This window comes from Photobacterium sagamiensis, assembly GCF_050337085.1.
GTDB classification, from domain to species: Bacteria; Pseudomonadota; Gammaproteobacteria; order Enterobacterales; family Vibrionaceae; genus Photobacterium; species Photobacterium sagamiensis.
The window spans coordinates 1-17,342 of the sequence record NZ_JAKJSP010000067.1 but is presented as its reverse complement, the minus strand read 5'-3'; the positions used below and the strand labels follow the sequence as shown (position 1 = coordinate 17,342).

The 17,342-nt window shown below is 42.3% G+C and carries 17 protein-coding genes, 1 rRNA gene and 1 other RNA gene; 12 read left to right on the top strand and 7 right to left on the bottom strand.

Going from position 1 to position 17,342, the window contains the following annotated elements; translation table 11 throughout:
- Nucleotides 1–186: 186 nt before the first annotated feature.
- Nucleotides 187–1,047: a hypothetical protein gene (locus tag L4D76_RS24990; protein WP_428443575.1), complete on the top strand. Its 861-nt coding sequence runs from the start codon at nucleotides 187–189 to the stop codon at nucleotides 1,045–1,047.
- A gap of 212 nt (nucleotides 1,048–1,259) precedes the next feature.
- Entirely contained in the window at nucleotides 1,260–2,333 is a 1,074-nt protein-coding gene (locus L4D76_RS24985; protein ID WP_428443574.1) for a PIN domain-containing protein, read from the top strand.
- 208 nt (nucleotides 2,334–2,541) lie between these two features.
- Here L4D76_RS24985 and L4D76_RS24980 read toward each other — a convergent pair whose 3' ends face one another.
- From L4D76_RS24980 to smpB, 3 genes are all read right to left on the bottom strand, one after another.
- Entirely contained in the window at nucleotides 2,542–3,780 is a 1,239-nt protein-coding gene (locus tag L4D76_RS24980) for an integrase domain-containing protein (protein ID WP_428443573.1), read from the bottom strand.
- A gap of 165 nt (nucleotides 3,781–3,945) precedes the next feature.
- Nucleotides 3,946–4,312, bottom strand: a transfer-messenger RNA (tmRNA) gene (gene ssrA, locus L4D76_RS24975).
- Nucleotides 4,313–4,418: 106 nt separating this feature from the next.
- On the bottom strand, nucleotides 4,419–4,895 hold the full coding sequence (gene smpB, locus L4D76_RS24970) for an SsrA-binding protein SmpB (protein WP_428443572.1): 477 nt from the start codon (nucleotides 4,893–4,895) through the stop codon (nucleotides 4,419–4,421).
- Between the two features lie 232 nt (nucleotides 4,896–5,127).
- Here smpB and L4D76_RS24965 point away from each other — a divergent pair, with 232 nt between their 5' ends.
- Nucleotides 5,128–5,562 (top strand): SRPBCC family protein, encoded by a 435-nt coding sequence (locus tag L4D76_RS24965; protein ID WP_428443571.1) that lies wholly within the window; start codon nucleotides 5,128–5,130, stop codon nucleotides 5,560–5,562.
- The gene (locus tag L4D76_RS24960) at nucleotides 5,552–5,884 is read left to right on the top strand and encodes an RnfH family protein (protein WP_428443570.1); all 333 of its coding nucleotides are present in this window, start codon (nucleotides 5,552–5,554) and stop codon (nucleotides 5,882–5,884) included. The genes L4D76_RS24965 and L4D76_RS24960 overlap by 11 nt, the downstream gene beginning before the upstream one ends.
- An 88-nt stretch (nucleotides 5,885–5,972) precedes the next feature.
- Here the strand turns inward: L4D76_RS24960 and bamE are convergent, their stop codons facing one another.
- The 3 genes from bamE to nadK all read right to left on the bottom strand — a co-directional run bounded on the left by bamE (nucleotide 5,973) and on the right by nadK (nucleotide 9,274).
- On the bottom strand, nucleotides 5,973–6,329 hold the full coding sequence (bamE, locus tag L4D76_RS24955) for an outer membrane protein assembly factor BamE (RefSeq protein ID WP_428443569.1): 357 nt from the start codon (nucleotides 6,327–6,329) through the stop codon (nucleotides 5,973–5,975).
- Nucleotides 6,330–6,548: 219 nt separating this feature from the next.
- Nucleotides 6,549–8,216: a DNA repair protein RecN gene (gene recN, locus L4D76_RS24950; protein ID WP_428443568.1), complete on the bottom strand. Its 1,668-nt coding sequence runs from the start codon at nucleotides 8,214–8,216 to the stop codon at nucleotides 6,549–6,551.
- A 176-nt stretch (nucleotides 8,217–8,392) separates the two neighbouring features.
- Nucleotides 8,393–9,274, bottom strand: coding sequence for an NAD(+) kinase (nadK, locus tag L4D76_RS24945; protein WP_428443567.1), 882 nt, complete (start codon nucleotides 9,272–9,274; stop codon nucleotides 8,393–8,395).
- Nucleotides 9,275–9,489: 215 nt separating this feature from the next.
- Between nadK and grpE the strand changes: the two genes are divergently transcribed.
- From grpE to dnaJ, 3 genes are all read left to right on the top strand, one after another.
- Nucleotides 9,490–10,110 (top strand): nucleotide exchange factor GrpE, encoded by a 621-nt coding sequence (grpE, locus tag L4D76_RS24940; RefSeq protein WP_428443566.1) that lies wholly within the window; start codon nucleotides 9,490–9,492, stop codon nucleotides 10,108–10,110.
- A 211-nt stretch (nucleotides 10,111–10,321) separates the two neighbouring features.
- Entirely contained in the window at nucleotides 10,322–12,241 is a 1,920-nt protein-coding gene (gene dnaK, locus L4D76_RS24935; protein ID WP_428443565.1) for a molecular chaperone DnaK, read from the top strand.
- A gap of 88 nt (nucleotides 12,242–12,329) precedes the next feature.
- A complete protein-coding gene (gene dnaJ / locus L4D76_RS24930) occupies nucleotides 12,330–13,475 on the top strand; it encodes a molecular chaperone DnaJ (RefSeq protein WP_428443564.1) in 1,146 nt (381 codons plus the stop codon).
- A 56-nt stretch (nucleotides 13,476–13,531) separates the two neighbouring features.
- Here dnaJ and L4D76_RS24925 read toward each other — a convergent pair whose 3' ends face one another.
- Nucleotides 13,532–13,936 carry a type IV pilin protein gene (locus L4D76_RS24925; protein WP_428443563.1) on the bottom strand — a complete coding sequence of 135 codons (405 nt, stop codon included), beginning with the start codon at nucleotides 13,934–13,936 and terminating at the stop codon, nucleotides 13,532–13,534.
- A 133-nt stretch (nucleotides 13,937–14,069) separates the two neighbouring features.
- Between L4D76_RS24925 and L4D76_RS24920 the strand changes: the two genes are divergently transcribed.
- The 5 genes from L4D76_RS24920 to L4D76_RS24900 form a co-directional block, all read left to right on the top strand.
- Complete coding sequence (locus tag L4D76_RS24920) at nucleotides 14,070–14,615, top strand: pilus assembly FimT family protein (protein WP_428443562.1); 546 nt, start codon at nucleotides 14,070–14,072, stop codon at nucleotides 14,613–14,615.
- Complete coding sequence (locus tag L4D76_RS24915) at nucleotides 14,593–15,195, top strand: PilW family protein (protein WP_428443561.1); 603 nt, start codon at nucleotides 14,593–14,595, stop codon at nucleotides 15,193–15,195. The genes L4D76_RS24920 and L4D76_RS24915 overlap by 23 nt, the downstream gene beginning before the upstream one ends.
- Nucleotides 15,195–16,415 (top strand): hypothetical protein, encoded by a 1,221-nt coding sequence (locus tag L4D76_RS24910; protein WP_428443560.1) that lies wholly within the window; start codon nucleotides 15,195–15,197, stop codon nucleotides 16,413–16,415. The genes L4D76_RS24915 and L4D76_RS24910 overlap by 1 nt, the downstream gene beginning before the upstream one ends.
- Nucleotides 16,405–16,815 (top strand): type IV pilus modification PilV family protein, encoded by a 411-nt coding sequence (locus tag L4D76_RS24905; protein ID WP_428443559.1) that lies wholly within the window; start codon nucleotides 16,405–16,407, stop codon nucleotides 16,813–16,815. Before L4D76_RS24910 ends, L4D76_RS24905 begins: the two co-directional genes overlap by 11 nt.
- Before the next feature lie 369 nt (nucleotides 16,816–17,184).
- Nucleotides 17,185–17,342 (top strand): 16S ribosomal RNA (locus tag L4D76_RS24900); the annotation flags it as partial.

Here is a 17,342-nt window from a genome sequence, read left to right as displayed (position 1 = left end):
ATGAGTGGCACGTAAAATACGCCTAGGTTCTACGTTAAACTTTAAGAAATCTGCGAAATACACATAGAATATGTAGTTCACATCAAAATGTCGCACTAACAGCATAGCTAACCTTATTAATATGAGTGTAGTATAGCGGTCTGTTTTAATATGTGCGGAGAATAGTGCACGATTAAGGAGGAAGCATTGGCTGCTAATAGAAGTATTGTTCAACTAAAATTGCTGTGGTTCACTGTAGGCATCTTAGTAATATCTTCAGCCATATTGGCAGGTCTTATTATTACTAACTCCAAATTAACGTGGGATCCATCATATGAGGGTATTAATAACTTCGTTGAGATATTCAAAGTACCTCTGTCGATTGTAGCGTTAATCATTCCTGCTGTTGCTATAATTGCTTCTAATCACCGTTCAATACAAACTGCAGCGCAGATAAAGATATCAATACAACAGAACATATTTACGAATTACTTCAAGCACAAAGAAGAGTTTGTGAAATACCTATCTGAATATGATGATCTTTTTAAAGGACTAAAAGAACCAGTCTGTAATGACCCTTCGTTCCTACATAAATTATTCTTTCCTAATGTTATGGATGGAGATTATAGTGTTGATAAGGAAATTTTAATAACAATCGAGGAGGATATTAGTGACTACCTTGCTCTATGTAAATCTTTATGTAAAGTTGATGAAGACTATCTTTTTAATATAAATGAAATAAACGATGAAATAGAGAATACTTCAAAGTACTATGAGATAAGTTCTGAACTTCTTAGCTACCACATGATAGGAAGCACACAAAAATTAGACGTTAGTGAATTAGGATTGGGAGTCAATAGTATTTTTATTCCTTACAACATCACCCAATTATTATATCAATATGTCATTTTAGTTTTTGCTTTAGACTACATCATGAAATTCGACAAAGATTACGTTGGAAGTAAAGTTATTAATAGTTTGAAATCTGCGAAGTTCGAGTGCGAAGGGGAACAATGTACTATAGATCATTTCTCACCAATCAATACTATTACAGCAATTGAAAAATAGTATCCTAAGGTTGCTATGAATTACCGACACCTTTGAGTTAGATCAGTGGTGGAATATTGCTTTGCAATCCGCTTTCTCATGGTAGTTAACCTAAGGTGTATCTTTATTAACCACAAATAAAAACATGATCTGTATCCCATTTCATATGATCACTGATATGCTACTGTTGCTTTACTTATATTGAAATAGTATTAAATTTCAAAGGTGGAAAAGTGTTAGAAACTCGAAATGTTTTTATTGATACTCAGTACTTTGTGAAAAGCAACTATAATTTTAGTTCTCAATCTTTTGTCTCGTTACGCAAACTATGTGAATCTGAAGAGTTGCGTTATGTTCTAACAAGTGTTGTTGAGCAAGAAGTTGAGAATAAAATACAGCTATCAATTAAGGAATCTTTAAGTTCGTTACAATCATTCAAGAAAAAGGCAAGTGTTTTATCAACCATAGAAGATGAGCACCTTTCTTCTTTATTTTCTGATGTAAGAGAAGAAGATATTTACAAGAAAGCGAGTGATGTTTTTCATGAGTACAATAGAAGTTGTAACTATGAATACATTGAAGCAGATAAAGTCGATGCCGAAGAATTGCTATCTCTATATTTTGAGAAAAAACCACCTTTTGGGGATGGGAAAAAGAAAGCTGAATTTCCTGATGCTATATCATTATTATCTTTAGAGTCATATTTAGATGAGAATGAAAAGATATATATAATATCTGACGATAAGGACTTGAAATCATATTGTGAAGGAAATGAGCGCCTAATCAGTATAGATAGCTTGGAAAAATTACTAGATTTATATAACGTTCATACAAATATAAGAACAGAAAAAATCAAAGAATATATTTCTACTAATTCTGAAAAGCTCAAGGAAAGAATATCAGAATATATTTCTGATTGTGATGTTTATAATAGCTCAACATGGGAAGATGCTGAAGTTGATGATTCGGAGGTTGTTTCTGTAGGGGATATAGAACCATCTGTTATTGAGGTAAATGATGAAGAATGCAAATTAACATTTGATGTAAATGTTGATTTGGAAGTTACAGTAACTGGCCCTGATTTCAATAATGGTATTTACGATAAAGAAGATGGGCATATGTACACTTTTGAATCGACGACAAGAACTGAGTTGTTAACATTCACTTTCATGGTAGAACTTAATTTAACCTACGAGTTTGTGGCTGGTATGTTGGAAGATGTTGATTGGGTCGATTTATATATTCCTAGCACTTCTGGTGGTATTGAGGTTGCAGTCGAAGAAAACCCTGAACCTGATTGGTACTAATTTAAATATCTCGGGTGGCTGAGGGTACACAGCCTCAGCCATCAAAAAACCTTGCATGTGGGTGCGCACAGGGCGATTCATATTAAATTATATACATATTCTAATCCGAAACACCCATATTAACGTAAAAGGTCTAAACTTGAAATTGTCCCAAAACATGTTAGCGCGGAGGAATGTAGCCACCAGCATTTTTGGTGGCTACATTCAGTTAAATTACCTTCAATAGTTTAGCTCCCGTCACTGATAGGCTGCCTTGTGCGGCCTCTTCTATATGCCCACTCCACCAGCACATCATAGGGCGACGGCGTTCTAGGTAGTCGGTGCGGTTGTAGGCACTGCGAACCTGGTTGTCATCCACATGCGCTATAGCTGCTTCAATTAAATCTTTGTCAAAACCTTGTTCATTTAGCGTTGTACTAGCTAGAGAGCGAAGACCGTGGCTTACAAGCCTCCCAGCAAATCCCATCCGCTTTAGTGCCATATTTGCCGTTTGGCTATTACATGGCTTTTTCGGGTCTCGGTCTGAAGGGAAGACATATTCGCGATGTCCACTTATTGGGTGAATGGTGCTTAGGATTGCAATGGCCTGATCCGTTAGTGATATACGATGTTCTCGGCGCTTTTTCATTCGCTCGGGTGGAATGGTCCACACCTTAGCTTCTAGGTCAATCTCACACCATTTAGCGCCAGCAGCTTCTGCTGGACGTGTCATTGTATGCAACTGCCACTCGATCAAGCATCGAGTGGTGCGTTTTATGCTGGCGTTAGCGATTGCTGCCATGAGCTCAGGAAGTTCATCAGGCTTCAAAGTAGCCATGTTTTCTGTTTTCGGTTTCTTGAACGCAGCTTTAATGCCACTTAGCGGATTAGATGGGGCTAATCCACAGTTTACTGCATAGTCCATGACTTCATTCATACGCTGAGTAAGCCGTTTAACTGTCTCTAAACTGCCTTTTGCTTCAATAGGACGAAGAATATCAATGACGAATGGAGCGGTAACTTGTGATATAGGAGTGGAAGATAGTTTAGGAAAGACATGTAGTATGAGTGAGCGCCAAATATCTTCAGCGTAGTTTTCTGTGATGGTATGTTTTTTTAACTCAAACCACTCAGAGGCGATGTTGAAGAAAGTGTGTTCAGTTATCGATTTTTCTTCTAATTTTTTTTGATCTCGGTGTTGTTTAGGATCGATACTTTGAGCGAGCAGCTCTTTTGCATCAAATGCACTTTTACGTGCGTTTGCAAGAGAAAGGTGAGGGTAGCTGCCTAAGCTGAGATTAGCTCGATTGCCCTTTATGGGGTGTTTGTAGTTCAACAACCACAGCTTCGAGCCATTGGGTTTAACCCTGATTCTGAGTCCTTCACCATCAGAAAGGATGTACTCCTTTTCTTTTGGCTTGGAATTTTTGATTTCCTTATCGTTAAGCCGTGTCGTGATTTTCGCCATAATGGGTACACCAGAAAGTTTACTTTATAGTCAGTGTACATCACGGTGTACCCAAAAATCAAAGAAGCTGGTGGACGGTAATAGACCGTAATGGACGCTAAGTTATTGATTTGTGGTTTTTTGGGCACAAAAAAAGACGCCCTAGGACGTCTTTAAATGTGTATTTGGTGGAGCTGGCGGGATTTGAACCCGCGTCCAAAATCAATCTAACCATAGGCGCTACATGCTTAGTCTATCTTTATTCTCGTAAGTACACTGCGAACAGACACGCCATGTAAATACATACCAGAATTCTATTTCGCGGTTCAGCTCTCTAGTCAAAGCTTCCCTCGCTATCTCGTTTGGGTTTGAACTTCTATGATTCCCCGTCTTACAAGCGGAAGCTAGGGTAGAAGTGCTCTAACAGGTTATTAAGCTGCTAGTGCGTAGTTTTCGTCGTTTGCGACTATTTTTTGCGGCTTTTAACGTGGCCAACCGCCCCACGGCATGCTCCACAAGCCTTCATGATCCTGTCGAATCCTGAATCAGCCCCAGAGGTGTTTCGAGATGGATAGTAGCATATAAATCTTTCACGTCAATGGAATTACGATTGAACGTGGTGGATGTGTATGAAAATCCATCAGTTTACGTTTTTCTTACTATCGTACGCTTTGCTTCATGATTCGCTGTTTATCACGAGCCCAGTCACGGCTCTTAGAATCTGCTCGCTTATCATGCAGTTTCTTACCACGCGCTGTACCTATCTTTAGTTTAACCCAAGATGCCTTCCAGTACATAGATAATGCAACGATGGTTTGACCTTCGCGGTTTACCGCTCCCAGTAACTTATCGATCTCTTTGCGATTTAATAATAGTTTACGAGTACGCGTTGGATCGGCGACGACATGAGTTGATGCTGCATTCAGCGGTGTGATTGTTACACCTGAAATAAACGCTTCGCCATCACGTAAGAACACATAGCTTTCGGCAATGTTTACTTTACCGTCACGAATTGCTTTTACTTCCCAGCCTTGTAGTTGAAGCCCGGCTTCATAATCATCTTGGATGGCAAATTCGTGTCTAGCAGTACGGTTTTTAGCAATGGTGTTATCTGATTTATTCGGTTTTTTGGCCATGGGTTACTCATTTCTTTATGTTGCTATTCCCAAAACTGATGAACATCAATTTGGTCGAATAGAGTGCAATACCGGTTTCAACGTTGCTATGTCGTTGAAAGTTTAACTGTATTCGCTCTGATTTTGGCTGTTTACCGACTAATGGTATCATTGAGCAACTTCTTCTCATAGATTTTGATTCTCAGTATTAAAATCTATGGGCTGAGGGACTTCTAAGGGTTAAGGAGAAACTATGCCTCAGATCACTCGCTCTGCACTTGTCCCGTTTAGTGCACAGCAAATGTTTGAACTTGTTAACGATGTTGAGTCTTATCCAACATTTTTGCCAGGTTGTTCAGGAACCAAAGTATTAGAAAGCTCTGATGAGCATATGACGGCGTCAGTGGATGTGTCTAAAGCCGGTATTCGCAAGACCTTTGTTACCCGAAATCAACTGGTTGATTTTAAAGCAATTGAAATGCAGCTAGTGGATGGGCCATTCCAGAAGTTGGTTGGTGGATGGAAGTTCACTGAGTTAGACACTATGGCATGTAAAGTTGAATTAAATTTAGACTTTGAATTTACCAATGGGCTGGTGGAAGCCGCGTTTGGTAAGGTGTTCCGCGATCTGACTGGTAATATGGTCAGTGCGTTCACGCAAAGGGCGAAAGAAATCTATGACTTCTGAAGATAAGTTGATCCATGTTGAGGTTGTTTATGCCCTTCCTCAAGCTCAGCGAGTGATAAAGTTGGCGATCACGCCGGATACTCAGGTTCATGAGATTATTGAGCAATCAGGGGTGCTTGAAATGTATCCCGAGATTGATCTCAAGAAAAATAAAGTGGGTGTCTACAGCCGTAATGTAAAGCTAAGCGCGACAGTTCGTGATGGTGATCGTATAGAGATATATCGCCCGCTATTAGCTGATCCGAAAGAGATCCGTCGTAAGCGTGCTGAACAGGCCAAACAAGAAGCACTGAAAGCGAAGGCGGAAAGCAAAGAGAGTTAATCGCTGGCTAACAAAAAAATGATATTAATCAGGTTGTTGAGCTGGTTAGTGCTGGTTAAGAGAAAGCTCGCATAAGCGAGCTTTTTTATTAGTTCATAGCATCCATAAAGTTTGGTCCTGGCTGGTAATCGCCAGTCATACCAATCAATAAGTTTTGATCATCAAAGGTTAAGATCAAATTCTTCTGTATGCTTTCTTCATGGCCTGGCTGCTTGTAATACACGTAGTACCAAGTATTCGGGTAACTTGGCTCTACAAGCATTGGCGAACCAAGTACAAAGCGTACTTGTTCTTTGTTCATGCCAAACCGAAGCGTGTCGACGTCTGTCGCTTCAAGGTAGTTACCCTGGTTGATATCGATACGATAAACCAAACGTTCTATTACTGAGCAGCCACTAAGTAAACTTAACGCTAACGTTAGTGCGGCAAGGTTTTTCCAACTCATAGCATCCTGGCTTTTTAGCTTAAACTGCTGCGATGATAAACAAGCTCTTGGCAGAAGTAAAAACGTGGTAAATAAAAAAACTCTAAGTGAGACTACTGTCAGACTCAATAGTTGCATTTCTACCTCAGTTTATTTCATATCAGCCAAAAAGATTAGCAATATGTTCAACTTATTTGCGGCTGGAACATATCGCTGGGTTTATTGATATATTGATAGGTACTAGGCTGCAATCAACAACTCTTTGGCGTTGGCCAGGGTGATGTCTGTGATCTCACTACCCCCAAGCAGCCTTGCCAGTTCAGTTACTCGGGCTGGTTCATCTAATAAGCACATGTTAGTTTCGGTTTGGCCTTTATGCGTTTTCTTCGCAACAAACATCTGCTGGTGGCCGCAACCTGCTACCTGAGGCAGGTGAGTTACACACATCACCTGGGTCGAATCACCAAGAGTACGTAGCATTTTGCCGACAATTGCCGCGGTTGGGCCGCTGATCCCGACATCGACTTCATCGAAAATCAGGCTTGGTGTTTCGATTTTCTGAGCAGTGATCACCTGAATCGCCAGTGAAATACGTGAGAGTTCACCACCTGATGCCACTTTTCCTAAAGGTTGAAGCGGTTGCCCCGGGTTGGTTGAAACCAGGAAGGTTATCGTGTCAAAACCGAGCGGGCTAAGCATTCCTTCTGGATCATTTTGAATATCAATTTTGAAAATACCGTGCTCCATACTGAGCTGATGCATACTTTCCGATATCTTTTTATCCAGCTCTTTCGCGTAACGCTGGCGGCTTTTGCTGAGTTTCTCGGCAGCCGCTAAGAATTTCTGGCGCTTGTTTTCTACTTGCTCGGCAATTTCTTCCAGTCGCTCGTCACTGCAATCAAGTTCTTCAAGCTCTTTCAGCAGATCCTGATGCTTCTGATAGAGTTCACCGGGCATGACGTAATGCTTACGCGCAAGCGACATAATTTTTGCCAGACGTTCTTCAAGATAGATTAAACGCTGAGGATCCATATCAAGATTATCCAGATAACCTCGAAGTTCCTGGCTGGCTTCCTGAACTTGAATGATGGCTTCTTCCAGCATTTGAGGAATAACATTCAAGGTACTATCAAGTTCGCCCAGTGAAATCACTTGCTGGCTAGCCATTTGAAGTAGCTGCAGGGCATTGCCATCATCATTGTCGTAGAGAACAGATAATGCCGTTTGGCTGGAAACTGCAAGCTCGCCGCTGTTTGATAGACGTTTATGCTCTTCTTCTATCTCGTTATATTCATCTTCAGCGAGTGCTAATTCGTTGAGCTCTTTAATCTGATATTGAGTTAGCTGCTTTTGTGCTTCATTTTCTTCACGGTTTTGGGTCAGGCGTTTTAATTCGTTATTTGCCTGGCGCCAAGCTTGATAGGCCTTGCGTGTCTTATCCATCAACAGGTGGTGACCCGCGTATTGATCCAGCATTTGCTGCTGATGATCAGCTCGCATGAGTTGTTGGTGAGCATGTTGACCATGAATGTTGATCAACAATTGCCCTAACGCTTTTTGTTGGGAAGCGGGTACCGGGCTGCCATTAATGAAGCCACGCGAGCGGCCTTCTTTGGTGATCACCCGGCGCAGAATACATTCATCCCCTTCCGTTAGCTCATTATCTTCTAACCAGCGACGGGCTGCTTGATTGTTCTGCAATGAGAAGGTTGCGGCAATTTCAGCTTTGCCTTCATTAGGTCGAACCATTGCCGCTTCTGCTCGATCGCCTAAACACAGACCTAGAGCGTCAATGGCAATAGATTTACCGGCACCAGTTTCACCCGTAATCGTGGTCATTCCTGATTTCAGTTCAAATTCAAGGTTTTTGACAATTGCAAAGTTAGAGATCGTCATATGAGCCAGCATATGTTCACCTGTTTAAATAAATACCTGTTTTTTCATACAGTATATACTGTATCTACATACAGTAAAGTCCTGTCATGGGTTTTTCTCAAGAAAGTTTGACTTGAGTTAACGTTATGAATTTAAGGAACAAAAAAGCCAGCATTAACGCTGGCTTAAGGAATGGCGAAATGAGTGGATTAGAACAGTTTGCTTGACCAGCCAAGTTTGCCTCTCAGCACACTGTAGTAGCTGTAGTTTTTCGGGTGGATAAGCTGTAATTGTTCCGGGCTCTGATAGATATGGATCTCGTCTCCAGGGCTTACCGGTAACGATACCTGGCCATCACAACTGACTTCTAGTGTGCTGCCATTGGTTGGCGAAACCAGTAGTTTGATGCAACGGTTGCCATCTACGACCAATGGACGGCTTGAGAGCGTGTGCGGGAACATTGGTACCAATGTGATGGCATTTAAGCTTGGCGATAAAATAGGACCACCGCCAGACAGCGAGTAAGCTGTTGAGCCTGTTGGTGTGGCGATGATTAAGCCATCGGAACGCTGAGAAAAAGCAAAGATGTCATCGATATACACCTCAAACTCGATCATGTGTGCAATTTTATCCGGGTGAAGTACGGCTTCATTTAATGCCGCATTACGACTTTTGATCTGGCCATGGCGGTGAACTTCGGCCTCAAGCAAGAAGCGATGTTCAGTGACAAACTCACCATTTAAGACCAGCTCAAGATCTTGTTGAATAGTGTCGGGATCAAGATCGGTCAGAAACCCTAAGTTGCCTCTGTTTACGCCAATCACTGAAATATCAAAGCGGGAAAGTACGCGGGCGGCCCCGAGCATATTTCCATCCCCTCCGACAACAATAGCGAGATTCGCTTTATCTCCAATAGTCAGCAGATCACATAAAGATTCTAGAGGAACGTCAAGATCATTAGCCAATCGATGATCGACTAATACGGTGTAGCCTTTGGCCGTTAGCCAATCATAGAGGCTTTTGTGAGTTTGCAAAGCATCTGGGTTTCTCGGCTTACCAATTAACGCGATTGTTTGAAAAATGCGTTTCATGTCCTTGATCCGACGAATGATAGTTGAGCCAGTATAGCCCTTGGTTTGGCGACTTGTCGCGCTTTGTGAACGATCTCGGCTTGAATCATTGAACTTCATCCCCATAATAGGCGCAAGAATGTTTTTTCTGAGTGGGCAATACTCATTCAATCCACTCACATTTATGAACAACTGTACTTTTGTAAGCAACAGTATCTTGGCGGAGAAGCGAAAGCATGAGCAACGAAGACAAAAAACAACAGGACGAACAGCTGCAGCAAAACACTGTGGAAGCGGCTGAGACTGTTTCTGCTGAGGAAGAATGTGTAGAGATGACGGCAGAAGAGATTCAGGTTGCACGTATTGCGGAGCTAGAAGCCGCATTGCTAACCAGTGAAGCAAAATCGAAAGAAGCGCAAGATGCTGCTCTTCGTGCTCGCGCTGAAGGCGAAAATGTACGCCGTCGTTCAGAGTTAGAAATTGACAAGGCGCGCAAATTTGCATTGAACAAGTTTGCAGAAGAGCTATTGCCGGTGATCGATAACATGGAACGTGCTATCGAAATGGCTGATAAAAACGATGATGCTATTAAGTCTATGATCGAAGGTGTTGAGCTAACACTTAAGACCATGACTGATACCGTTGAAAAGTTCGGCCTGAAGCAAATCAATCCTGAGGGTGAAGCTTTTAATCCTGAGTACCATCAGGCAATGGCTATTCAGGAAAGTGCAGATCACGCACCGAACACTGTCATGTTCGTGATGCAAAAAGGTTATGAGTTAAACGGCCGTGTGGTTCGCCCGGCAATGGTAATGGTATCTAAAGCTGCTGCTGGCAATATCGATACCCAAGCGTAATCGAGTGCGGCGCTTTCAATAAGCCTGCCTCGGTCGGTTTTGTACTTTTTTACAATTTATTTCGATGTCGCCCCTTGAAAACAAAGTGACTGACCTTATTTAGTAGTCATACGACATCGTAAATACATTTTGTCTGGGGTTGAACCCCACATAGCGACTCCTCATATTGGGACTCGCACGTAAAACTAAACGAATTTCGGAGAAAAGCCTGATGGGTAGAATCATTGGTATCGACTTAGGTACAACGAACTCTTGTGTTGCAGTACTTGATGGCGATAAACCACGTGTAATTGAAAATGCAGAAGGTGAACGTACAACTGCATCTGTTGTCGCTTACACCCAAGATGGTGAAACTTTAGTTGGTCAACCGGCTAAGCGTCAGGCGGTAACAAACCCTGAAAATACTTTATTCGCAATTAAGCGTCTGATCGGTCGTCGTTTTGAAGATGAAGAAGTTCAGCGTGATATTAAAATCATGCCTTTCAAAATCGTTAAGGCTGATAATGGCGATGCTTGGGTAGAAGCGAAAGGCCAGAAAATGGCGGCTCCTCAGGTATCTGCTGAAGTACTGAAAAAAATGAAGAAAACTGCTGAAGACTTCCTGGGTGAGGAAGTAACCGCAGCAGTAATCACAGTTCCTGCATATTTCAACGATTCACAGCGTCAGGCAACGAAAGATGCTGGCCGTATCGCGGGTCTTGAAGTTAAGCGTATCATCAACGAACCAACAGCGGCTGCACTGGCTTACGGTCTTGATCAGAAAGGCGGCGACCGCACTATCGCAGTTTATGACCTTGGTGGTGGTACGTTCGATATCTCAATCATCGAGATCGATGAAGTTGAAGGCGAGAAGACATTTGAAGTACTGGCAACTAACGGTGATACACACCTTGGTGGTGAAGACTTCGATAACCGCATGATCAACTACTTGGTTGCTGAGTTCAAAAAAGATCAAGGTATTGACTTACATAACGATCCGTTAGCAATGCAGCGTCTGAAAGAAGCGGCTGAGAAAGCGAAAATTGAGCTTTCTTCTGCACAACAGACTGATGTTAACCTTCCTTACATCACTGCTGATGCAACTGGTCCTAAGCACATGAACATCAAAGTGACTCGTGCGAAACTTGAGTCACTGGTTGAAGATCTGGTTCTACGTTCAATTGAGCCTCTAAAAGTAGCTCTGGCTGATGCTGATCTTTCTGTCAGCGAAATCACCGACGTAATCGTTGTTGGTGGCCAGACGCGTATGCCATTGGTTCAGGCTAAAGTTGCTGAATTCTTTGGTAAGGAAGCACGTAAAGACGTAAACCCTGATGAAGCTGTTGCCGTTGGCGCTGCGGTTCAAGGTGGTGTACTTGCGGGTGAAGTGAAAGATGTTCTTCTTCTTGATGTAACGCCACTATCTCTTGGTATCGAAACCATGGGTGGTGTAATGACGAAGCTTATCGATAAGAACACAACGATCCCAACCAAAGCGAACCAGGTTTTCTCTACTGCAGAAGATAACCAAAGCGCGGTGACAATTCACGTGCTACAGGGTGAGCGTAAGCAATCTACCTACAACAAGTCGCTAGGTCAGTTCAACCTAGAAGGTATTCAGGCAGCAGCTCGTGGTATGCCTCAAATCGATGTAATCTTCGATCTTGATGCGGATGGTATCCTGCACGTATCTGCTAAAGATAAAGGTACGGGTAAAGAGCAGAAGATCACTATCCAGGCATCTAGTGGTTTGAGCGAGGAAGATATCGAGAAAATGGTTCAGGAAGCTGAAGCTAACAAAGAAGCGGACAAAAAGTTCGAAGAGTTAGTGACTGCTCGTAACCAAGCGGATCAACTGGTTCACGGTACTCGTAAGCAAGTTGAAGAAGCTGGCGATGCACTTCCAGCTGACGAAAAAGAGAAAATCGACGCTGCTATTTCTGAGCTAGAAGAAGCACGCAAAGGCGAAGAGAAAGAAGCTATCGATGCAAAAGTACAAGCATTGATTGAGGCTTCTAAGAAGCTAATGGAAATTGCTCAGCAGCAAGCTCAGGCTCAACAAGCACAAGGTGCTGGTGAGCAACAAGAAGCACCACAAGACGATAACGTTGTTGATGCTGAGTTTGAAGAAGTTAAAGAAGATAAAAAATAAGATAGTTAATTCATAATCTTATTTTAAGCACGGGCGTTGGGGGATACTCTTACGCCCGTAGCTGTATTTAGGCAGGTGACAGTTAAGTATGTCAAAACGCGATTTATACGAAGTTTTAGGTGTCGGCAGAGACTCCGCTGAGCGTGAAATTAAAAAGGCTTATAAGCGCCTTGCAATGAAATTTCACCCTGATCGTAATCAGGAAGATCCTGATGCGGCAGAAAAATTTAAAGAAGTCAAAAACGCTTATGAAATTCTGACCGATCCTCAGAAAAAAGCGGCTTACGATCAGTATGGTCATGCTGCTTTTGAACAAGGTGGTATGGGCGGCGGTGGCGGCCATGGTGGCGGCGCTGATTTCGGTGATATTTTTGGTGACGTGTTTGGCGATATCTTCGGTGGCGGCGGCGGCGGTCGTCGTGGCCAGCAGCGCGCACAACGTGGTTCCGATCTTCGCTACAATATGGAACTGACTTTAGAAGAAGCTGTTCGAGGCTGCTCTAAAGAAATTCACGTACCGACGCTTGTTGGTTGTGATTCTTGTGATGGTTCTGGTGCTAAAAAAGGCACGTCAGCAACGACTTGTGGTACCTGTCATGGTCATGGCCAGGTGCAGATGCGTCAGGGTTTCTTTGCTGTGCAGCAAACCTGTCCGCATTGTCACGGTCGCGGCAAAATCATCAAAGATCCATGTAATAAGTGCCATGGTCAGGGTCGTGTCGAAAATACCAAGACACTATCGGTCAAGATCCCTGCTGGCGTTGATACGGGTGATCGTATTCGTCTTTCCGGCGAGGGTGAGGCGGGTGAATTTGGTGCACCGGCGGGCGATCTGTATGTACAGGTCCATGTTGCTGAACACGCAATTTTTGAGCGTGATGGCAACAACTTATACTGTGAAGTCCCTGTCAGCTTTACGATGGCAGCTATCGGTGGTGAGGTTGAAGTGCCTACACTTGATGGTCGCGTAAACTTGAAAGTGCCATCAGAAACACAAACGGGCCGTATGTTCCGTATGCGCAGCAGAGGTGTTAAATCTGTTCGTGGCGGTGCTGTTGGTGATCTGATCTGTAAACTGGTCGTTGAAACACCAGTTAACTTGAGCTCTCGTCAGAAAGAACTGCTTCAGGAACTTGAAGAAAGCTTTGGTGGGAAAGCGGCAAGCAAGCACAAGCCAAAATCGGAAGGTTTCTTCGATGGTGTGAAGAAATTCTTTGATGATTTGACTGGTTAAACTTTGATTAGTTAGTCAAACGAATAAATTAGAAGCCGGCGAAAGCCGGCTTTGTTTTACCAGCAACCACTTACAGCCTTGTTTTTATACTTCGCCTCGCCAACTCCCGCAGCATTTAAGAAAAGCGTTCCGCACTTATCCTTATCACTTTGTGGTGTAGCCACTACCTTGTAGTTATCCATTCCTGCACCAGAAGAATCGAGAGAGATGTGATAATGCTTTTTATCTGTTTCACAGAAAGCACAGGTATTTGCCGCTACTATCGAAAAGTCATAAGAACTGCTTTGAGTATAATCTTCTTCAAGAGTGAGTTGAATCTTCATTAAATCAGCCATTGCCTGAGCGCGATGACCTTTCAACACATGACTCTGATAAGAAGGATAAGCGATAGCAGTCAGCACACCAATCATTGCAACGACAACCATCAACTCGATCAGGGTCACGCCTTTTTGTTTGTCCATTAGTTGTACCCTCTCATTTATTCGAGCTAACTCGATAACCTTCCCATTCCAATCAAAGACATTTTGCGGCGGTGATAACATATGAATCAAGTTGATAATTAGCTATCAGCATGTTTACAGAGGGAGTTGGGGAATGGCTCGCGGAACATCTGGAAGATTACATTTCATATACAGCAATAATCGGAAGGTTAGCGGATTAACTCTGTTAGAACTTCTGATTGCCATCGCGGTAATGACGGTTTTGGCTACTGCGGCAGCGCCTTCTTTTAGTTCATTAATTGAAAGTAATAAGGTTAAACGGCTAGCGACAGAAATTGAGTGGTTATTGGTTCAGGCTAAATCTGAAGCGGTGTTTAGAGGGATCTCGGTTAATGTTCAGCCAAAGACTATGGCGAGTACTTCAGCGGCGGCAAGCTCTTTACCATGGAGTATTGAAGCATCATTATCAGATGGGACGGTATTGGGTAAGGTGTCTAGCGGGGATTTCCCGTATATAAAAATATATGAAAACTTTTCAAGCCTGAATTTTGACAAGCTTACAGGTCGCCCTAAGAAAGATGGGCATTTTGGTTTTTTTGTTGACTCAAGCAAAACTGTCAGAGTTGAAGTAAGAAAAATGACAGGACGTTTAGTTTCTTGCAGTGATGGGGGAGCATATGGTTATACACAATGTCCGTAATTGTAACGGGTTTAGTCTTATTGAACTGTTGGTTGCATCTGCGATTGGATTATTATCGTTGGCGGTTGTCGGAAGTGTTTTCATTACAGGCTATTCATTTGCCGCACAACGTTCATTGCAGTTAATGTTAGCTCAAGACGCCAATGATGTACTTCGTATGTTGAAGGAAGATGTACTTCGTGCTGGCTATGTATCAGGGGCGTCATCGACTTTTGTTCTTAGCGGAGCAACGAAAACGATTTATCTTAATTCACCATCTGCGGGTAACCCGACATGTATCGCATACGGATATGATGATGGAACGGATCAGCACTATCGTTCATATTATCTAGACGGTCAAACATTGCGTGTTTGGTCAACGAAATCATCGGTGCTTACGACTACGGGAGCTTGTGCTGGTGGGCAATCGACTTTAAATGAGAAGCAAATTAAAGTAACAAAATTTGAAGTGTTAGAGAGTGTTTTGAGTTCCGCGGCAGCGTCAAGCCAATACCTGACTATCAACTTAGAGGTTGCTACGTTAGATGATGCTATATCGTCGGCTAAGTCAGTTCAGGTGAAAACAAGGAATTGGAATTAATGAATAATCAAAAAGGAATGGCGACTTTATTAATAACGACCATGTTATTATCTGCGTCGTTACTATTTTCATTAGCATCCTATAAAAATGTGTTTTATCAGATAAAGCGGGCGCAGAATGAAGTGTTGGCAAGGCAAGCGCATTGGCAGGCTGAGGGGGGGCTGGAGTGTGCATTTGCTTTAAATAAAGCGAATAGTAGCGTTAAAGCTAGCTTGCAAAATTATACAATTTGTAATTCAACAGATTTATTAATTACAGCTAATGATATTAGCAGTAATCGAACCACGATAAAATCAGAATATAATAACATCTCTTATTCAGTGGTTTATAAAGATATCGAGTCTAAACCAAGAACGTCAGGCGCAATACAGGCACGATCAAATTTAAAATTAATTGGTGACTTTGATATATATCCTGATGTGACGGGTGTAACGGTTGATAATAAACATCAGTGCGTTAGTGCAAGGTATAGTGATAATGTTTATTATGAAAAAATAGCAGCAACTGCAGAGCTAGAAGTTTTTGACCCTAAAGATAATGGTCCTTATGAAGGCTTTAGTGGTCAGTGTCTCGATACTCACAAATCTAATGTTACGGTTATTGCCGATACAATTACTAGCCCCCCTAATAGCGGCAGTACAATATTTAAAAGTGATTTCGTTAAAGATACGGGTTTGAAACCGTTTGAGAGTTTTTTTGGGAAGAAATTAAGTGAAATAAATGATGTAAAGAAAGATTTCGGAAAGGTAACGGGGTCAACACTAATCACTGGTGAAACATGTGATAAACTAATTGCAGATGCTTTTAAAACTAATAATAAAGTTTGGGTGACGGGGAACTGTGATTTACTTAATGCGCACCTTATGAATGGCCTTCCTGACGATAATCGGGTTTTAGTCGTTGAAAATGGAATATTGGCAACATATAGTTCAACAGAATTTTCAGGGGTGATTTATCATTTGATTACCACTCCTATAGTAGATATGACTAGCGCTTGGGCTGGAATTGATAGTGGAAATACGATGGATGCAGCAGATAAAGTGAAAGGGGTATATTATCAAGCTGGTTCATTTGTACCTGACGGGGGATTTATTTTTGATACCCCTGGTGGCTTAACGATTATAAAGGGAAGTATTAAATTTACATTTGTAGGAGATCGAAATCCTCTTCCTCCAAGTAATGATATTAATTGGGTTAAGGGGTCTTGGCATGATTTCTAAATCTAAAGGGTTCAGCCTGATTGAAGTATTGATTTCGCTTGTTGTACTGTCTGTCGGTGTTTTGGGGCTAGTGAAGCTGCAAACCTATATGGAAGTGAAATCTGAAAACGCGCTTCACAGTATAGATGCCCTGCATCTGGCAGAACAGAAACTGGAGCTGTTCAGAACACGGTCGCAGAGTGCTGCCACGGGGACTATGTTATATAGCTCAATTGTGAATTCAACAGAGTCTCTCTCTATGGTTGGAACTACAGTGAGTCGAGAAGTCACCGTAGAAGGTGATACACCTGTCGCGGGGGCTAAAAAGGTTAATGTCGCGGTTAGCTGGACCGATCGCTGGAATAATACCCAGACTGTGGCTTTAGATACTGTCATCTCAAAATACAGCGAGTTTGATTAGCCCTTAGTTATCATCAAAAAGCGATGCCTTCACAGTCAAAACAATAGATTCTGCGCAAAAAGTGCGCAATCAGTTTTATTTAGCAAAAAAACTATTGTCATCCTCAAATATCTCCCTATAATTCGCTTCCGTTGTCACGACAAACTACTAAGTAGATAGCTGAGGCAACAACGTTCTTTAACAATTTGACCATGCAATCTGTGTGGGCACTCGTGAAATGATTCGTCGAAAGATTTATCAATGAACTGAGTGACCTTAATCATCGCAAGATGACACAGTCAATTTATGCTTCATTACTTCTTTTAGAAGTAACGAAACAAGAAAATCAGTAAAAATCATTGAGCCGTTCCTTAGGGAACAACAAAACTTTAATTGAAGAGTTTGATCATGGCTCAGATTGAACGCTGGCGGCAGGCCTAACACATGCAAGTCGAGCGGTAACAGGAAGAAGCTTGCTTCTTTGCTGACGAGCGGCGGACGGGTGAGTAATGCCTGGGAATATGCCTTGATGTGGGGGATAACTATTG